The 16,437-nt window shown below is 71.7% G+C and carries 11 protein-coding genes and 1 riboswitch; of the genes, 4 read left to right on the top strand and 7 right to left on the bottom strand.

Translation table 11 applies throughout. The annotated features are described in order from the left end of the window. Positions 1-58: 58 nt before the first annotated feature. Positions 59-1,639, top strand: a complete 1,581-nt coding sequence (locus OG202_RS30435; protein WP_327728126.1) for a M23 family metallopeptidase — start codon at positions 59-61, stop codon at positions 1,637-1,639. A gap of 95 nt (positions 1,640-1,734) precedes the next feature. Here the strand turns inward: OG202_RS30435 and pcrA are convergent, their stop codons facing one another. After that, complete coding sequence (gene pcrA, locus OG202_RS30430) at positions 1,735-4,257, bottom strand: DNA helicase PcrA (protein WP_326578447.1); 2,523 nt, start codon at positions 4,255-4,257, stop codon at positions 1,735-1,737. Positions 4,258-4,497: 240 nt separating this feature from the next. Continuing rightward, positions 4,498-4,670, top strand: a riboswitch (cyclic di-AMP (ydaO/yuaA leader). 9 nt (positions 4,671-4,679) lie between these two features. On the opposite strand from pcrA, the gene OG202_RS30425 reads away from it, so the two are divergent. Next, a complete protein-coding gene (locus OG202_RS30425; RefSeq protein WP_326578449.1) occupies positions 4,680-5,870 on the top strand; it encodes a C40 family peptidase in 1,191 nt (396 codons plus the stop codon). 12 nt (positions 5,871-5,882) lie between these two features. Here the strand turns inward: OG202_RS30425 and OG202_RS30420 are convergent, their stop codons facing one another. Next, a complete protein-coding gene (locus tag OG202_RS30420; protein ID WP_328223912.1) occupies positions 5,883-6,917 on the bottom strand; it encodes a hypothetical protein in 1,035 nt (344 codons plus the stop codon). Positions 6,918-7,071: 154 nt separating this feature from the next. Further along, positions 7,072-7,425, bottom strand: coding sequence for a hypothetical protein (locus tag OG202_RS30415; protein ID WP_326578453.1), 354 nt, complete (start codon positions 7,423-7,425; stop codon positions 7,072-7,074). A 504-nt stretch (positions 7,426-7,929) separates the two neighbouring features. Here OG202_RS30415 and OG202_RS30410 point away from each other — a divergent pair. Next, positions 7,930-9,006 carry a C40 family peptidase gene (locus tag OG202_RS30410; RefSeq protein WP_327728129.1) on the top strand — a complete coding sequence of 359 codons (1,077 nt, stop codon included), beginning with the start codon at positions 7,930-7,932 and terminating at the stop codon, positions 9,004-9,006. Between the two features lie 344 nt (positions 9,007-9,350). Here the strand turns inward: OG202_RS30410 and OG202_RS30405 are convergent, their stop codons facing one another. Together OG202_RS30405 and OG202_RS30400 are read right to left on the bottom strand one after the other, a co-directional pair. Further along, positions 9,351-10,166, bottom strand: coding sequence for a response regulator transcription factor (locus tag OG202_RS30405; RefSeq protein WP_327728130.1), 816 nt, complete (start codon positions 10,164-10,166; stop codon positions 9,351-9,353). Beyond that, positions 10,163-11,452 (bottom strand): PspC domain-containing protein, encoded by a 1,290-nt coding sequence (locus tag OG202_RS30400; RefSeq protein ID WP_327728131.1) that lies wholly within the window; start codon positions 11,450-11,452, stop codon positions 10,163-10,165. The genes OG202_RS30405 and OG202_RS30400 overlap by 4 nt, the downstream gene beginning before the upstream one ends. 168 nt (positions 11,453-11,620) lie before the next feature. Between OG202_RS30400 and OG202_RS30395 the strand changes: the two genes are divergently transcribed. Continuing rightward, the gene (locus tag OG202_RS30395) at positions 11,621-13,219 is read left to right on the top strand and encodes a PspC domain-containing protein (RefSeq protein WP_328223911.1); all 1,599 of its coding nucleotides are present in this window, start codon (positions 11,621-11,623) and stop codon (positions 13,217-13,219) included. A 952-nt stretch (positions 13,220-14,171) separates the two neighbouring features. Here OG202_RS30395 and OG202_RS30385 read toward each other — a convergent pair. Together OG202_RS30385 and OG202_RS30380 are read right to left on the bottom strand one after the other, a co-directional pair. After that, positions 14,172-14,714, bottom strand: coding sequence for a DoxX family protein (locus OG202_RS30385; protein ID WP_326578464.1), 543 nt, complete (start codon positions 14,712-14,714; stop codon positions 14,172-14,174). Between the two features lie 326 nt (positions 14,715-15,040). After that, positions 15,041-16,294, bottom strand: coding sequence for a hypothetical protein (locus tag OG202_RS30380; RefSeq protein ID WP_327732136.1), 1,254 nt, complete (start codon positions 16,292-16,294; stop codon positions 15,041-15,043). Between the last annotated feature and the right edge of the window lie 143 nt (positions 16,295-16,437).

Genomic DNA, 16,437 nt, shown 5'->3' with positions numbered 1-16,437 from the left:
CGGGTACAGTCACCGCACTGCTCTGCCAGCCCCTGTCGTCGAGGCGAAAGAGAAGTTGGTGAACGATCGTCACCCGTCGGGGACCGCAACACCCCCGACTCCGGCTTCCGAAGCCGACCCGGCGCACTACGCGTCGTACGGCCATCAGGAAGCCACCTACGGCGACTTCACCACGTACGGCGATTACTCCGCCACTGGTTTCGACTCCGGCACCGGCACCCACGCGACCGGCACGTTCGCGGCCGACCCCCTCTTCGGCGATCTGCCGGGCCATGACACCGGCACCGGCTCCTACGACGCCTCGCAGTGGTCGACGGGCAGCCACCAGACGCTGAACTACGACCCGTACGCCGCCCAGCACCAGGCCGCGTACGACACGGGCAGTTACGACACGACGTCCTGGTCGGCCGGTTACGAACACCTCTCCCACGTCCCGACGCAGTCGGCGGGCCCCGAGACGAGCGGGCAGTGGGACGCGAGCGGCTGGCAGCAGGCCGAACGGTCCGACGAGACGGGCCAGTCGGGACAGTCCGACCAGACCCAGCAGTGGGTCGGCACCCAGCACTTCGACACGGGCGCGTTCGACGCCACGCAGTGGAACAGTGACGGCACCCCCGTCGGCGACGAGCACGCCGGCTCCGCCGCGGAATCGCACGACGCCCACGACCATCCGCAGACCGTGGTGGTGGACCTCTCGGCCGAGGCCGTGGAATTCGCCCAGCAGGCGACCGCGACCTTCGAACAGATCGCCCCGTATGACCAGGACCAACCCCTCGACACGGACGGCGAGTTCGAGATCGACGGCGCGGACCGCGCCGCGCTCCTCGACGGCGAGGAAGAGGTCACCGCGACGGCAGCCAGGAGCGCGGGCCCCGGCCGGGCGGCCACCCGCGCGGCCTCGCGATCGCGTCGAAAGGCTCCGGCCAAACGTTCCGCCCTGCTGACCGTGGCCGTTCCGTCGGCCTGCGTCATGGGTGTCGCGGGGATCGCGGCGGCCTCGGTCGGGGCCACGTCGGACGACACGGAGACAACGGCGTCGGTCAAGTCGGACGACGTCACCGCCGTGAAGCCGTCCACCGCCAACAACCAGCTCGACACCCAGCTGGAGAGCCTGTCCGCCGAGGCCGACGACTTCGCCGACCGGGCGAGCCGGACGCAGGAGCGCATCGACCTCAAGGCGCAGCAGGAGCTGGAGCAGAAGAAGGCGGCGGCCGAGGCCGCCCGCAAGGAGCGACTGCGGCCGAAGTTCGCGCTGCCGGTCGCCAAGCGCGGACTCAGCGCGTACTACGGGCAGTCCGGCGTCAACTGGATGTCCCTGCACACCGGTATCGACTTCCCGGTCTCGTACGGCACCCCGGTGATGGCCGCGACCGACGGCACCGTGCGCACCCAGTGGAACAGCGCCTACGGCAACATGGTCATCGTGACCGCCAAGGACGGCACCGAGACCTGGTACTGCCACCTCTCCACGTACAAGGTCGCCTCCGGTACGACCGTCAAGGCCGGCGACACCATCGCCTACTCGGGCAACTCGGGCAACTCGACCGGCCCGCACCTGCACTTCGAGGTCCACCCCGCGGGCGGCTCCGCCATAGACCCCCTGCCGTGGCTGCGCAGCCACGGGCTGGACCCGACGTAACGGACGCCGTAACGGCCCCCGTTACGGACACGGAGACGAAGACCGGGCCCCTGCCTCAGCAGGGGCCCGCGTCATGTCGGCGACAGGCCGGCTCGCTACAGCTTCTCCACCGGCGCGTACCGCAGCAGCAGCCGCTTCGGCTTGGTGTCGCCGAAGTCGATCGTGGCCTCCGCGTTCACGCCCGTGCCCCCGACGCCCACGACCGTGCCGAGGCCGAACTGGTCGTGGGTGACCCGGTCGCCCACGGCGAGGGAGACCACCGGCTTCTCGTTGGTGCGGCGGGTCGCGAAGCCGGACGCGCCCGAGGCGGAGGACCGGGAACGCGAGGACGACAGCGACGACGCGATGCCCGCGGCCGGGCCCGAGGACACCGGCGCGGAGGCACCCGTGCGCTTCCACTCCAGGTGGGTGGCCGGGATCTCCTCCAGGAAGCGGGACGGCGGGTTGTAGGAGGGCTGGCCCCAGGCGCTGCGGAGCGAGGACCGGGTGAGATAGAGCCGTTCACGCGCGCGGGTGATGCCGACGTACGCGAGGCGGCGCTCCTCCTCCAGTTCCTTGGTCTGGCCGAGGGCGCGCATGTGCGGGAAGACGCCGTCCTCCATGCCGGTCAGGAAGACGACCGGGAACTCCAGGCCCTTGGCGGTGTGGAGGGTCATGAGCGTGATGACGCCCGAGCCGTCCTCCTCCTCGTCCGGGATCTGGTCGGAGTCGGCGACCAGGGCGACCCGCTCCAGGAAGGCGGAGAGCCCGGCGGGCGTCGCGGCCGCCGCGGCCTCGCCCTCACCCTCGCCTTCCGCGGCCGCTCCGGATTCCTGCTCGAATTCCAGGGCGACGGCGGCGAGTTCCTGGAGGTTCTCGATGCGGGTCTCGTCCTGCGGGTCGGTGGAGGCCTGCAACTCGGCCAGATAGCCGGTGCGTTCGAGGACCGCCTCCAGGATCGTGGCCGGTCCGGCGCCGGACTCGACGACGGTCCGCAGGTCCTCCATCAGCGTGTTGAACCGCTTGACGGCGTTCGTCGACCGGGCCGCCATGCCGTACGCCTCGTCGACGCGCTTCAGGGCCTGCGGGAAGCTGATCTTCTCGCGCTGCGACAGGGCGTCGATCATGGCCTCGGCGCGGTCGCCGATGCCGCGCTTGGGCACGTTGAGGATGCGGCGCAGCGGGACGGAGTCCTCCGGGTTGGCCAGGACGCGCAGATACGCGAGGACGTCCCGGACCTCCTTGCGCTCGTAGAAGCGGACGCCGCCGACGACCTTGTAGGGCAGGCCGACGCGGATGAACACCTCTTCGAAGACTCGGGACTGGGCGTTCGTGCGGTAGAAGACGGCGACGTCTCCGGCCTTCGCGTCGCCCGCGTCCGTCAGTCGGTCTATCTCGTCGGCGACGAACTGTGCCTCGTCGTGCTCGGTGTCGGCGACATAGCCGGTGATCTGCGCGCCCGCGCCCGCGTTGGTCCACAGATTCTTGGGGCGGCGGGACTCGTTGCGCTCGATGACCGCGTTGGCCGCGCTCAGGATGGTCTGGGTGGAGCGGTAGTTCTGCTCCAGCAGGATCGTCGTCGCGTCCGGGTAGTCCTCCTCGAACTGGAGGATGTTGCGGATGGTCGCACCGCGGAAGGCGTAGATCGACTGGTCGGCGTCACCCACGACGCAGAGCTCGGCGGGGGGTACGTCCCACTCGGCGGGCGGTACGTCGACGGGGTGCTCGGAGGTGCCGACCAGCTCTCTGACCAGGGCGTACTGGGCGTGGTTGGTGTCCTGGTACTCGTCGACGAGGACGTGCCGGAAGCGGCGGCGGTAGTGCTCGGCGACATCCGGGAAGGCGCGCAGCAGATTGACCGTCGTCATGATCAGGTCGTCGAAGTCGAGCGCGTTCGCCTCGCGGAGGCGGGACTGGTAGAGCGCGTAGGCCTGGGCGAGGGTCTTCTCGAAGCCGTCGGTGGCCTGGGCGGCGAAGTCCTCCTCGTCGATCAGCTCGTTCTTCAGGTTCGAGATCTTGGCGCTGAAGGACTTGGGCGGGAAGCGCTTGGGATCGAGGTCCAGATCACGGCAGACGAGCGCCATCAGCCGCTTGCTGTCGGCGGCGTCGTAGATCGAGAAGGAGGACGTGAAGCCGAGCTTCTTCGACTCGCGCCGGAGGATCCGTACGCACGCGCTGTGGAAGGTCATGACCCACATCGCGTGGGCGCGCGGTCCGACGAGCTGCTCGACGCGCTCCTTCATCTCGCCGGCGGCCTTGTTGGTGAAGGTGATCGCGAGGATCTGGCCCGGGTGGACATGCCGCTCGCCGAGCAGGTGCGCGATGCGGTGGGTGAGCACCCGGGTCTTGCCGGAGCCGGCGCCGGCCACGATGAGCAGGGGCGAGCCCGCGTGGACCACGGCCGCGCGCTGGTTCTCGTTCAGCCCGTCCAGGAGCGCCGCCGCGTCCAGGGCCGGGCGGGGGGCGCCGCCGCGGTAGTACGCGTCCCGGTCCGGCGGCACGTCGAACTTCCCGCCGAACAGATCGTCCGGAAGCGGCTCCGGTACGTGATCGTCCTCGGGCGGTGGCGGGGGCTCCTCCGCGTGGCCGCGGGGGGCCTGGAGGTCCGCCAGGAAGCTGTCGTCAAAGAGGCTGCTCATCGCTCTCCGAGTCTAGGCGCCGCCACCGACAGCGGGAGGCCGCCCCGGGAAGTCCACCCGCACCACTCACCGCGATCACCCCACGACGGTGAGCGATCGAGCGTACCGCCTGTCGCGTCGAAGAGGCTAAGGTCACGAAAACGTATCGGACATTTCGAACATCAACCTTCACACGGGCCACACGAGTTGGCTAACTTTTTCTTTAGGCCGTACGACCCAACCGGCGAACGTCGCCGGGCCGCACAGCCTCCGCCGAGTCCGGTACGCCTCCCGTGGCAGCCGGAGCCGGGGACCCACCGACCTCTGGGGTGAATCGACCCGCCCGCCGCACGCGGCGAGGGTCGTAGGGCAAACCTTCCGAAGCTTGCGCCCGAACCCGACAGCTAACTCGGTAGGCGGACTACGGAAGGAGACGCCGAACCATGGCGCCGCACCGCAAGCCGCGTCCTGCCGGCACACGCGTGGGCATACGCACCCCCGCTCTCGCCACGGCCGCCCTCACCTCCGTGGCCCTGCTCTCCCAGACGGCCACCGCCGCGCCGGCGACCGACGACAGGCCGAGCCTGGAGGAAGTCGAGAAGAAGGTCGACGACCTCTACCGCCAGGCCGGGTCGGCGACCGAGAACTACAACGCGGCCAAGGAGAAGACGACCAAGCAGAAGAAGAAGGTCGACACCCTCCTTGACGACGTCGCCAAACGCACGGAGAAGCTGAACGGCGCGCGAGAGGAACTGGGTTCGTTCGCCGCGGCCCAGTACCGCACGGGTGCGGCCACCCCCGACCAGGCCTCGCTGCTCCTGGCGGACAACCCGCAGGACTACTTCGACCAGAACCAGCTGATGGACCGCTTGACGGACCGCCAGAAGGGCGCCGTCGACGCGTATGTCACGCAGCAGGCCGAGGCGGCGGAGCAGCGCCGGGAGGCGAGCGACAGCCTCGAGCAGCTCACCGAGTCGCAGAACGCCCTCAAGACCAGCAAGGCCAAGGTCCAGGCGAAGCTCGCCGAGGCCCGCGAACTGCTCTCCACCCTCACCGCCCAGGAGAAGGCCCGGCTCGCCGCGATCGAACAGCGCGAGCAGGAGGAGGCCGACCGCAAGGCGGAGGAACTCGCGCGGCAACAGGCGGCGCAGGCGTCGGTCCAGGAGGCCCAGGGGACCCAGGGGACCCAGGGGACCCAGGAGGAGACCTCCACCGGCGCGGAGACGCCCACCGGCACCACCGAGACCGCCGCCCCGGCCGAGGACTCCACCTACGCCTCGAAGGCCACCAAGGCCATCGCCTTCGCCCGCGCGCAGATCGGCAAGCCGTACGTCTGGGGCGCCACCGGCCCCGGCTCCTACGACTGCTCCGGCCTCACCCAGGCCGCCTGGAAGGCCGCCGGCGTCGACCTCCCCCGCACCACCTACGACCAGGTCAACGCGGGCACCACCGTCTCCCTCGCCAACGCCAGGCCCGGCGACCTGATCTTCTTCTACGACAACATCGGCCACGTCGGCCTCTACATCGGCAACGGCATGATGATCCACGCCCCGAAGCCGGGGACGTACGTCCGCGAGGAGTCGGTCTTCTACGACGGGGAGTCGTCGATCCACAGCGTGGTGCGCCCGGCGTAGCAGGCGGGACGGTCAGGTCCGTTCCGGCGGCTCCACCATGTGCGGTGTCTCCCGCCGGTACCGGTTCACGGCGGCCCACGCCGCGTCGGGTTCCGCGGCGAGCTTGGCGCGGGCGGTGGTGAGCCGGTCCACGGGCACGAGGCCGGCGTCCCCCAGAACCGCCACCGGGGCCCCAGGGGAACGGCCGGTGCGCGACAGAGCGATCGCCTTGGACGCGGCGGCGACCCCCGCCGCACCCCCCAGGGCCCATCGCACCCTTCGCCGACGCCCCCGCCGCTCGGCGGCCCAGCCGCCGACCTGCCGGGGCGCCCCGTCCTCGGACAGGACGGTGAACAGCTGTGCCAGCGCACAACCGACCAGGACTCCGAAGGCCGGCCCGTCGGGACCGGCGGCACGGACGGCCGGCACCGTCAGAACGATCAGCGGCAATCGCACCCCCGGCACCAGCCACCGGGGCGCATGCGTCGCCGCCATGCGCCACCACAGCAGCAGTGCGTCGTCCGCGCTGCCCAGGACGCGGGTCACGACCTCCGGCCAGTGCCGCCGGTCCTCGGACCGCCGGCCCCGGCGGTCGTCGTCGCGCCAGAGCTCGAAGTTCGCGGTCGGATCGGCGTTCTCCAGGACGCGCCAGGTGACCTCGTCCACCCCGGGGAAGCGTCTACGGTCGAGGAGTTCGGCCGGATCACGGCGTTCGTACGCGCTCAGTGCCAGCACCAGGATCAACGGCGAGGACAGGGCCCGCGCCACGGGCGCCCACCGCTCCCCCTCCTCGGGGCTGCGCCAGTGGACGCCGGCCAGGCTCGTCCGCGCGTCCAGCGGCAGCAGCCGCACGACTCGGCCGAGCCGGCTCGTACGGGAGGTGCGGGTGCGTACGACCCTGCGGACCGAGGCGGCGAGAACGGCGGCGGGCTCCTCCGGGGGCTGCGGACGGCCTGCCCGGGGGCCCCAGTTCGCCCATGCGACGATCGCGACGGCGAGTCCGAGACCGCCCGGCAGAACGACGGGGATCGCACCGAAGAAATCGTCGGCCACGTCCCGCGAACCCATGAGGTTCGTGTACTGCCAGAGCCAGCCCGACAGCGACAGGCCTCCCGCCGCTGCGAGCGCCCCCCAAACCGTCCCAGCACCCGGAACACCAGGCGCCTCTCCCCCGACCGTGCCATTCCCGCATCATCCCCGAGTCACCTCGGGGGCGGCATCCTCATGTCCACAGCACCGCAATGAAAATATTCACGGTCGTCAGCGCGCCCACCAGACCGAACAGCGGCTTCTCCACCGCCTCCTCGTCCCGTTTCACGTAGACCAGGCCCAGGATCACGATCAGCAGGGCCAGCTTGACGCCGATCTTGATGTTGTTGACGGGCTGGTCGTCGGCCTGGTTGAGGCCGACGAGGAGGACGCCGGTGACGAGCATGGTGAGGGCGCCGTGGAGCATGGCGGGGACGAAGCGGGCGGTGCCCTGGCCCATGGCCTTCATCTGGGTGAGGAAACCGCCCAGGAGGGAGGCGATGCCGATGATGTGGAGAGCGACGAGGATGTGGATGAGTACGTCCATGCGCGGAGCCTAATGAGAGGCCCGTGTTCCGTCGGGCACCGGGGCGGGGGAGGGGATGGCAGGCTGCCGCGGAGCGCCGAAGGTGGTGCTCCGGAACGTCCGGCGACACCGTGATGATCTTGCATATATGCGCTCTATAGCACCTCCGCACCCCCTTTCGTTCTGAAATGACCGCATCGGTCATCGCGTAGCGTGAAGTCGACGGCGTCAGGGCGGGATCACGGTCACATACGGTCACCTCGCGGTCGGTGCACGCCACTTCCACACAACGCGTTACCGGCCCCTCGCCGTCAGGTTTAGCGTCCTCTCCCAGGTGACCGGCTCCCCACCGCCGCCCGGGCCAGGGGCGGCAGTCGGACACCACCGCCGAGAAGGTCCGGCGGCGTCCCGCTCCCCCTGTGCGGGCCGCCGCCGGACGCGTAACCGCTCCCCCCAGGCGGTCCGTACGGACAGACGATGTTCGTACTGCGGACGGCGGTCGTACGGAGAGGACATGGACTCCACGTGGCAGCGCACCGCAAGCCCAGACAGCGCTCACTCGGCGGCCATACGGTCCGCACCGCCGCGACGTTCGCCCTCGCGGGCGCGGCGACCGCGACCGGTTTCGACGGCACCGGGCACGCCGATCCACAGCTCACGCCTGACCAGGTCAAGGCGAAAGTGGACAAGCTGTACCAAGAGGCTGAGGTCGCCACCGAGAAGTACAACGGCGCGAAGGAGAAGGCCGACAGGGCGCAGGAGAACCTCGAAGAGCTGCGCGACCAGGCCGCCCGCCGCACCGAACGACTCAACTCCGCCCAGGACGAGCTCGGTTCGCTGGCCGCGGCGCAGTACCGGGGTGGCGGCATGGACTCCTCCTGGCAGCTCGCGCTCTCCGCCGATCCGGATCAGTACCTGGACGGTGCCGCCCTCGCCGAACGCGTCGGCAGCCGGCACTCGGCGGACGTGGCGAGCGTACGGAAGCAACTGCTGGAGATCGAACGGCTGCGCGGAGCCGCCCGCGTCGAACTCGGCACACTCAAGACCCGCCAGACACAGCTGAAGCGGCACAAGAAAACCGTGACCTCGAAGCTGGCCGACGCACGACAGCTGCTCGGCCGGCTCACCACCGAGGACCGCGCGCGGTTCGACACCCCGGGCGGCACCGCGGGGCACGCCTCCCGCTCCTCCGCGTCCCAGCGCGGCCTCACCGGCCCGGTCTCCCCCGCCTCCGCCACCGCCGACGCACCCAACTCCCGCGCCGCCGCGGCCGTCTCCTACGCCTACTCCAAGATCGGCAGCCCTTATGTCTGGGGCGCCACCGGCCCCAGCGCCTTCGACTGCTCCGGCCTCACCCTGGCGGCCTACCGCGCCGCCGGCGTCTCCCTCCCCCGCACCACCTACTCACAGATCAACGCCGGCCGCCGCGTCGACCGCTCCGAACTCCGCCCCGGCGACCTCGTCTTCTACTACTCCGGCATCAGCCACGTCGGCATCTACATCGGCAACGGCCAGATGATCCACGCCCCGAACCCGTCGGCCCCGGTACGTGTGGCCCCTCTCGACGAGATGCCGTACGTGGGGGCGACGCGGGTGGCTTGAGCCGGGGGCACGGGCCACCGACGCGGGCCCGGCTGCCGTGGGTTGGGCCTAACGGTCCGGGCGGTCCGGGCGGTCCGGGCGGTCCGGGCGGTCCGGGCAGCGTGGACCTGGTCGGGCTGCGCGGGCCGGGCGCCTTGAGCCGGGCGGCGCGAGGCGGCTCCCTCGGACAGGGTGGCTCGGGCCGACTCGCATGGCACTGGGTGGCTCGGGCCAGTCGAGATTGGTCCCCTTGTCGTGTCTGGCCGGCCTGCCCGCCCGTCGAGCTCCAGCCATCCCTCGGCACGCGTCAGCGGCTGCCGGACGGCCGCACCGCCGGCACACCGGAAGCAGCGGTGGCCCGCCCCTCACACCAAGCGTCGTGCCGTCGCCCACCTCGTCAGCTCATGCCGGTTGGAGAGCTGCAACTTCCGCAACACGGCGGAGACATGGGACTCCACCGTCTTCACCGAGATGTAGAGCTGCTTGGCAATCTCCTTGTACGCATAGCCGCGGGCGATGAGGCGCAGCACCTCGCGCTCGCGCTGGGTGAGCCGGTCGAGGTCCTCGTCGACGGGTGGGGCGTCGGTAGAGGCGAAGGCGTCGAGGACGAATCCGGCCAGCCGCGGGGAGAAGACCGCGTCGCCTTCCTGGACCCGGAAGATCGAGTCGACCAGGTCGGAGCCGGTGATCGTCTTGGTGACATAGCCGCGCGCGCCGCCCCGGATCACGCCGATCACATCCTCCGCCGCGTCCGACACGGACAGGGCGAGAAAACGGACGGGCTGCTCGGCGTCCCCCATCAGCGCCGAACAGCGGCGCAGGACTTCGACGCCACCGCCGCCCGGCAGATGCACATCGAGGAGCACCACCTCGGGCCGCGTACTCGTGATCACCGAGACCGCCTGGTCGACGTCGGGCGCCTCCCCGACGACCTCCACGCCCGTACGGTCCGTCTGCCCGATCTCGGCCCGCACTCCCGTACGGAACATGCGGTGATCGTCCACCAGCACGACCCGGACGTGCCGCCCGGGCCCGGAGACACCGGCACCGGAGGCGGCGGTCACGCCCTCGGCCGAGCCCGCGCCCGTGTCCCGCGCGGCCGGACCTCCCTGGTCCCCGCCCGGGCCAGTGCCCGAACCGCCTTGTGCGGCATGGTCGTTCGCCCCGTTCGCGTCACTCATGACGTCGTCTCCGCCCTCTCCATCTCCAACTCGACCTCCGTGCCGCCGTCCGGTACGGCGCGGAGCCGTGCCGTGCCTCCGTTGCGCTCCATGCGGCCGATGATCGATTCTCTGACGCCCATGCGGTCGGCGGGTATCGCGTCGAGGTCGAACCCGGGGCCGCGATCGCGGACGGACACGAAGACCGTCCTTCCCTCGACCTCGGCGAAGACCTGTACGGCGCCGCCCTCGCCACCGTACTTGGCGGCGTTCACCATCGCCTCGCGCGCGGCCTGCATCTGCGCGGTCAGTCCCTCGTCGAGGGGGCAGTCACCGACGACGACCACCTCTATGGGGACGCCGTGCTTGTCCTCGACCTCCGCCGCGTTCCGCCGCACGGCCTCGGCGAGCGTGTCGGGCTCGTCGCCCTCGTCCTTTCCTGTGCCCTCGGGTTTGTACAGCCAGTTCCGCAGGTCACGCTCCTGGGCGCGGGCGAGACGGCGGACCTCGTTCGGTTTGTCCGCGTTGCGCTGTATCAGCGTCAGCGTGTGCAGCACCGAGTCGTGGACATGGGCGGCGACCTCCGCACGCTCCTGCGCGCGGATGCGCATCAGGCGCTCCTCGGAAAGGTCCTGGGTCATACGGACGAGGTACGGTCCCGCCAGCAGCGTTATGCCCACGAGGACCGCGAGTGCGGCCTGCAGCACCGAGCCAAGGTGGGCTGCCGAACCCTGCAGGACGAATATCCCGGAGACGCCCGCGGTGACCAGCAGGACGCCGGCCACGGAGCGGAGCAGCGTGATCGTGCGCCGACGACGGCCGACCTCGGCCCAACGGGCCCGTCGCGCGTTGTCCGCCTGGCGCCAGACCAGGGCGACGCCGGCCGCGACGAGCACGGTCGGCCAGAGATACGCCCTGGCCGCCTCACCGAGGTCCACGTTGCCGACGAAGACCATGGCCACGACGACCATGAGGAGGAGGGCGACCATCTGGCCGCGGTCAGGCTTGCGGGCCACGAGCCTGCGGCGGCCGTCCGGGGAGGTCTCGGTGGCGATGGCCGGGGGCCGCTGGTTGTCGACGCCGCCCACGCCGAGCGGGACGAAGAACCAGAACGCCGCGTAGACCAGCGCGCCGAGGCCGTCCGCCAGGAAGAGGCCGGCGAACACGAGCCGCACCCACGTCACGGGCAGGCCGAGATGTCCGGCGAGCCCGCGCGCCACGCCTCCGAGCCAGCGTCCGTCGCTGCTGCGGTAGAGCTTGCGCGGGGGCCGCGGAGTGTCGACTGGCAGTGCTGCGGCTTCCGGCATGCCATCGATGTTCACACGCACGGCCGATCGAGGCATCAGGGTCGACCCCCGAGACGCCCCTGATCTTCGGGCCGCACCGTGATCGAACACATCCCCGGGACGGATATCAGGGTTCGACCAGGGTCATCCCGACTGCCATCGGACCGCCTCGGCGGTCACGATGGACGCATGACGGATCACCAGCACGCGGCAGCGGAGCCGGGCCCCGGCTCGGGTCCGGACGTCCTGCGGCCCACCACCGGGCCGCAGGACGCCGTGCCCCCACCGGGCACGGGGACGGAGGAGCCGCGCGCGCACGGGGACGCGGGCACGCACCCGCACCGGGACGCGGGGAAGCGGGCGGGGGCGCGGACGCACACGCGCGCGGGTGCGCCCGCGGAACAAGCGGCGGGCACCGACCCGCCAGGAGCTGCGGGCCGCCCCGCCTCCGACGCGGCAGCCCCGCCCACCCCCGGCGCGACGGGGCAACCCACCCCCGACGATCCGGCCGGCCGGGGCCCCGCCGCCCCGCACAGGTTCCGCCGTGACCGACGGTTCAAAATGCTGGGCGGTGTCTGCGCCGGGCTCGGGCGGCAGTGCGACATGGACCCGGTGATCTTCCGGGTGGTGCTCGCGGTCCTCTCCGCGACCGGCGGCTTCGGCCTCATCTTCTACGGCTTCGCCTGGCTGTTCGTGCCGTACGACGACGAGGAGGAGAACGAGGTACGCAAGCTGCTGACCGGCCGGGTCGACGGCCAGGCCCTCGCGGCGGTGCTCTTCGCGCTGGTCGGCTGCGGCGTCTTCCTCACCTTACTGAGCAACACCACCGTCCTGACCTTCTCCGTGGTCGTCTCCCTGCTCCTGGCCGGCGCGGGGTACTGGTCGCGGCACCGCGGCGCGCCCGACCCCGATCCCCTGGCCGCGCAGGCCGTGGCCGACGCCCCGCCGGAGGCCCAGGCGCCGCCCGTGGCCTCCGCCTACCCGTCCTGGTGGCGCGACCCGATAGTCAAGGACGGCACCCATGTGGGCGGCACGGGCTATCTCTGGGGGCCGTGGGAGAGCCGCGACCGGGACATGGCGGCGGCCGTCAACATCGCCCGGGGTGTGCCGCCCTCCCGCCAGGACATACGTTCCGTGCGCCCACCGAAGCCGCGCGGCCCGCGCTGGACAGGCGGCTGGATCTTCCTGCTCGCGCTGCTCGTCGGCGGCATCGGCACCGGCGCGACCTGGGAGGACCGCCCTCTGGCAGCCAGCCTGCAGACCGGACTCGCCTGCGCGCTGACCGTGTTCGGCCTGGGCATAGCCCTGAGCGCCTTCCTCGGTCGTACGGGAGCGGGATCGATCTTCCTGGCCGTGGTCACGGCGGGACTCCTGGCGTGCACGGCGGCGCTCCCGGCGAACATCACCACCGACTGGGCCCGCACGGAGTGGACACCGCGGAACGCGGAGAGCGTGGCGGCCCGGTACGAGCTGGGGACCGGCGTCGCCACGCTGGACCTGTCCAAGGTGGACATACCGAAGGGAGAGACGCTGACCACGAGCGTGGAGGTGGGCGCGGGCAAGGCGAGGGTGGTCGTTCCACCGGGCGTCACCGTGCGGCTCGACGTAGAAGTGGGCCTCGGTGACCTCCAGTTGCCGGGTGACGGCAAGGAGGACCTGGACGTGGCACCGGACAGGAGCGATCAGCTGACGCTCGCCCCCGCAAAGGGATCGACCAGCGGCGGCACGCTCACCATCGACCTCGAAGTCGGTCTGGGACAGGCGGAGGTGGCCCGTGCTGCGTCATGACTTCCGGCCCGGGAAGCTCGTCGCCGGCCTCTTCCTCACCGCCGCCGGTGTCGTGTACCTCGGCGATGCGGGAAATGCCTGGCAGACACCTTGGTTCGTCGTGATACCGCTCGTCGTCGGGGGGCTGTGTCTGGCAGGAGCGGTGGCTTCTCTGAACCATGCGATAGGAGGGCGACGGGTGGCCGGGCGGACGGGGACAGCGGGGCCGATGGGACCGCCGGGGGCGACCGGGGCGGGGGCGACCAGGGCCGCGGGGCCGACAGGCACGGCAGGGTCGGCAGGGTCGGCAGGGTCGGCAGGGTCGGCCCATGCAGAGGAAACAGAGAGACCGAGAGGGGCAGCGGGGTGAGCGGGAGCGGCCGGGCAAGGGGATGAGCGGGAGCGGTCGAGAAGCGGGATGAGCGGGAGCAGCCGGGCAAGAGGGGTGGGCGGGGAGCGGTCGGAAAGGTGGGGCGCGGGGCGCCGGCTGCCGAAGAGGCGCGGCGCGCAACGCCGGAGGACCGGGCGGGTGTTGGCAGGCAGGGCAGGGCGAGCAGGGCGGTGTCTCAGGAAGGGGCCGGGTCATAGGTCGGGCGACGGGTCGGCGCCCGGTTCGGTCCGGCAGTGCGTTGGGCTCAGGCAGTACCGACCAGGTATCCCGCGGCTGAGCCGACCTCGGGACGTGCGTCTGGGCTGCGCCCCGGAGCGTACGTCCGGGCTGCGCCCCGGGGCCGCCCGGGCCATGCGCACATGGGGGTCAGCGCTGCGCCACCGCCTCCAGCCGTGCCTGTCGCCCAGGGACACCAAGGGGCGGTCACCAAGGGGCGGTCACCAAGACTCGCCTCAGCCTGCGCGGCAGGACCGTCCGCTCGGCGGCGGGCTCCGACCGACACCCGTACTCGCGGCGTCCTGACAGATCACCCCAGCCGGCCGGGCCGGAGGCCAAAGGCCGCGGTCGGGGTGCTCTGGGGGCTCAGCGGTAGGCGCCCGCGCGATGCCTGCTGACGCCGTGGCGGCGGGAGCGGATGGCCGCGTCCACCGAGAGGACCGGGGCGCCGGCGAGGATCAGGGGGATCCAGGCCATGAGGTAGGGGAGGTCGTTGCCGTAGTAGTACGGGGATGCCGACCAGCTGACTGTCAGCCAGAGGCTGAGGGAGATCAGGGCGCCGCCGAGGGCAGCGAGGCGGGAGAGGAGGCCGAGGAGGGTGCCGATGCCGACGGCGAGTTCACCGATGGCGATGGCGTAGCCGAAGCCGACGGGGTTGTTCAGGGCCATGTCGATCAGGGCCGGGATGGCGGAGGAGTCGCGGGCGGCGCTCATCATGTCGCCGATGGAGCCGGAGCCGGAGGACGCCATGAACGCGCTGTCGGTGAGTTTGTCCAGGCCGGCGTAGATGAAGGTGACGGCGAGGAAGACGCGTAGGGGCAGCAGGGCGTAGCGGGTGGCGGTGTCCCGCCATTCGGGGCCGCCGTTGAAGTAGGGGGTGGGGGAGTCCGTGCGAGTGTCGTGAGTCATGGTCTGCGCCGCCTCTTGTCCGCCGTGCCGTTGACCCCTCAACAGACGATACGTTCGCAAGGGTGGGGGCGCTCAATGGTTCGGGCGTGTTTTTCCGGGTCGGGGTGCCTTGTCGGGGTCTGACCGTGGCCTCGGGTGCCCCTCCCGCTCCGCCCCTTTCCCGCCCCGCAGCCCCTACCCGCCCCGTCGCATCCCGCCCGTCCCAAAGGCCCCGGCAGGGGCTCCGGCAGGGGCTCCGGCCGGGGCTCCGGCCGGGGCTCCGGCCGGGGCTCCGGCCGGGGCTCCGGCCGGGGCTCCGGCCGGGGCTCCGGCCGGCCGGTGGTCGCTCAGTCCGCTGAGACCTCGATGGTGTAGCGGTTGGTTTCGACGCCGGCCGCGGTGACGACCTGGACCTCGACCTTGCCGGGTTCGACGTCGGCGGGGACGGGGGCGGTGAGGACGGAGTCGGTGGGGTTGCTGAAGCCGCCGGCGACGGGGACGAGGGGGACGTGGACGTGGACGGGACCGATGCGGACGACCATGCGGGAGAGGCGGTCGGCGGTCTGGGCGCCGGGCGGGACGAAGCCGGCGCCGCGGATCTCGATGTCGTCGCCGTTGCGGATGGGGGCGTCGAGGTCGCCGGCCTCGCGGGCGCGGACGACGGAGAGGATGACGGGGCGGCCGCCCTCGGCGTACTTGCCGGCGACGTAGGTGGCCGCGGAGACCAGGACGAGGAGGGCCAGGCCCCAGGGGAGGTCGGGGAGTTGGTCGGGGCGGCGGGCCAGGCGGACCGCCGCGAAGGCCAGGGCGACGCCGCAGATGATCACGTACTGGATGTCCGTGAAGCTGCCTCGGCCCGAGTCGTCGGTGAGGAGGTCGGCGGCGCGCGGGCGGTGGGCGGGGACCTTCTGGAGACGTTGGGAGAGGACGCGGAGGCCGACCACACGGCGGACCAGGACCGCGATGCCGCAGACGACGGCCAGGACGGTCACGACGCCCGCGCCGCGGGCGAGGTCGAGCCCGGCGATGAGGGCGTCGCGTTCGCGGTGGTCGGAGGCGGCGGCCAGGCGGCCGACGAGGACGAGGACCGCGAAGACGACGAAGAGCACCCAGCCGGCCGCGACGGCACGGGAGGTGGAGAGGCGGTTGTCCTCGCCGATGACCGGGGCGAGCGCGCCGCCGCGTGCCCGGTGCAGATATCCGGCGCCCGTCAGCGCAGCGGCCACCAGCAGGGCGGCGAGCAGACCGGCGGTACGGGCGACCGTCCAGCCCGCGCCGATCGCGGTGAGGGACTGGACGAGGAGGAAGGTCACGACGGCGGCCCAGACGACGATCGCCGTGCGCAGCCACAGACGGGCGATCCAGGCCTCGCCCTCGACGCGGCCGCGTTCGGCGACGAGGGCCGCGGACTGGGTGAGTTCGTCGGAGACCCACTGCCGGGAGGCGGACGCGGAGTGCGCGACAGCCGCCGGCAGCCCCTGCCCGGACGCGAACTCCTCCCGCTTCAGCAGGAACTCGGCGACCGCACGCCGGTGTCCCGCGCGCGCCCCGTGCGGGCAGCCCCCGCACATGCACCCACCGTCATGGGCTCCCGCACCCATGCCGCCTCTCGCCTCCTGCACCGCCACGCCCGAGCCCGCCTTCCCGCGCCGCGTCCGCCTCGGCATTCGCCGCCGTAGTCATTGCTGTCGTCATTGCTTCGTCATTGCTGTTGTCATTGCTGTTGTCATAGCCGTCGTCAGGT

Source organism: Streptomyces sp. NBC_00310 (assembly GCF_036208085.1).
Taxonomy (GTDB): domain Bacteria; phylum Actinomycetota; class Actinomycetes; order Streptomycetales; family Streptomycetaceae; genus Streptomyces.
Note: the sequence above shows the minus strand (reverse complement) of the source record. Positions and strands in the feature narration are given on the sequence as shown.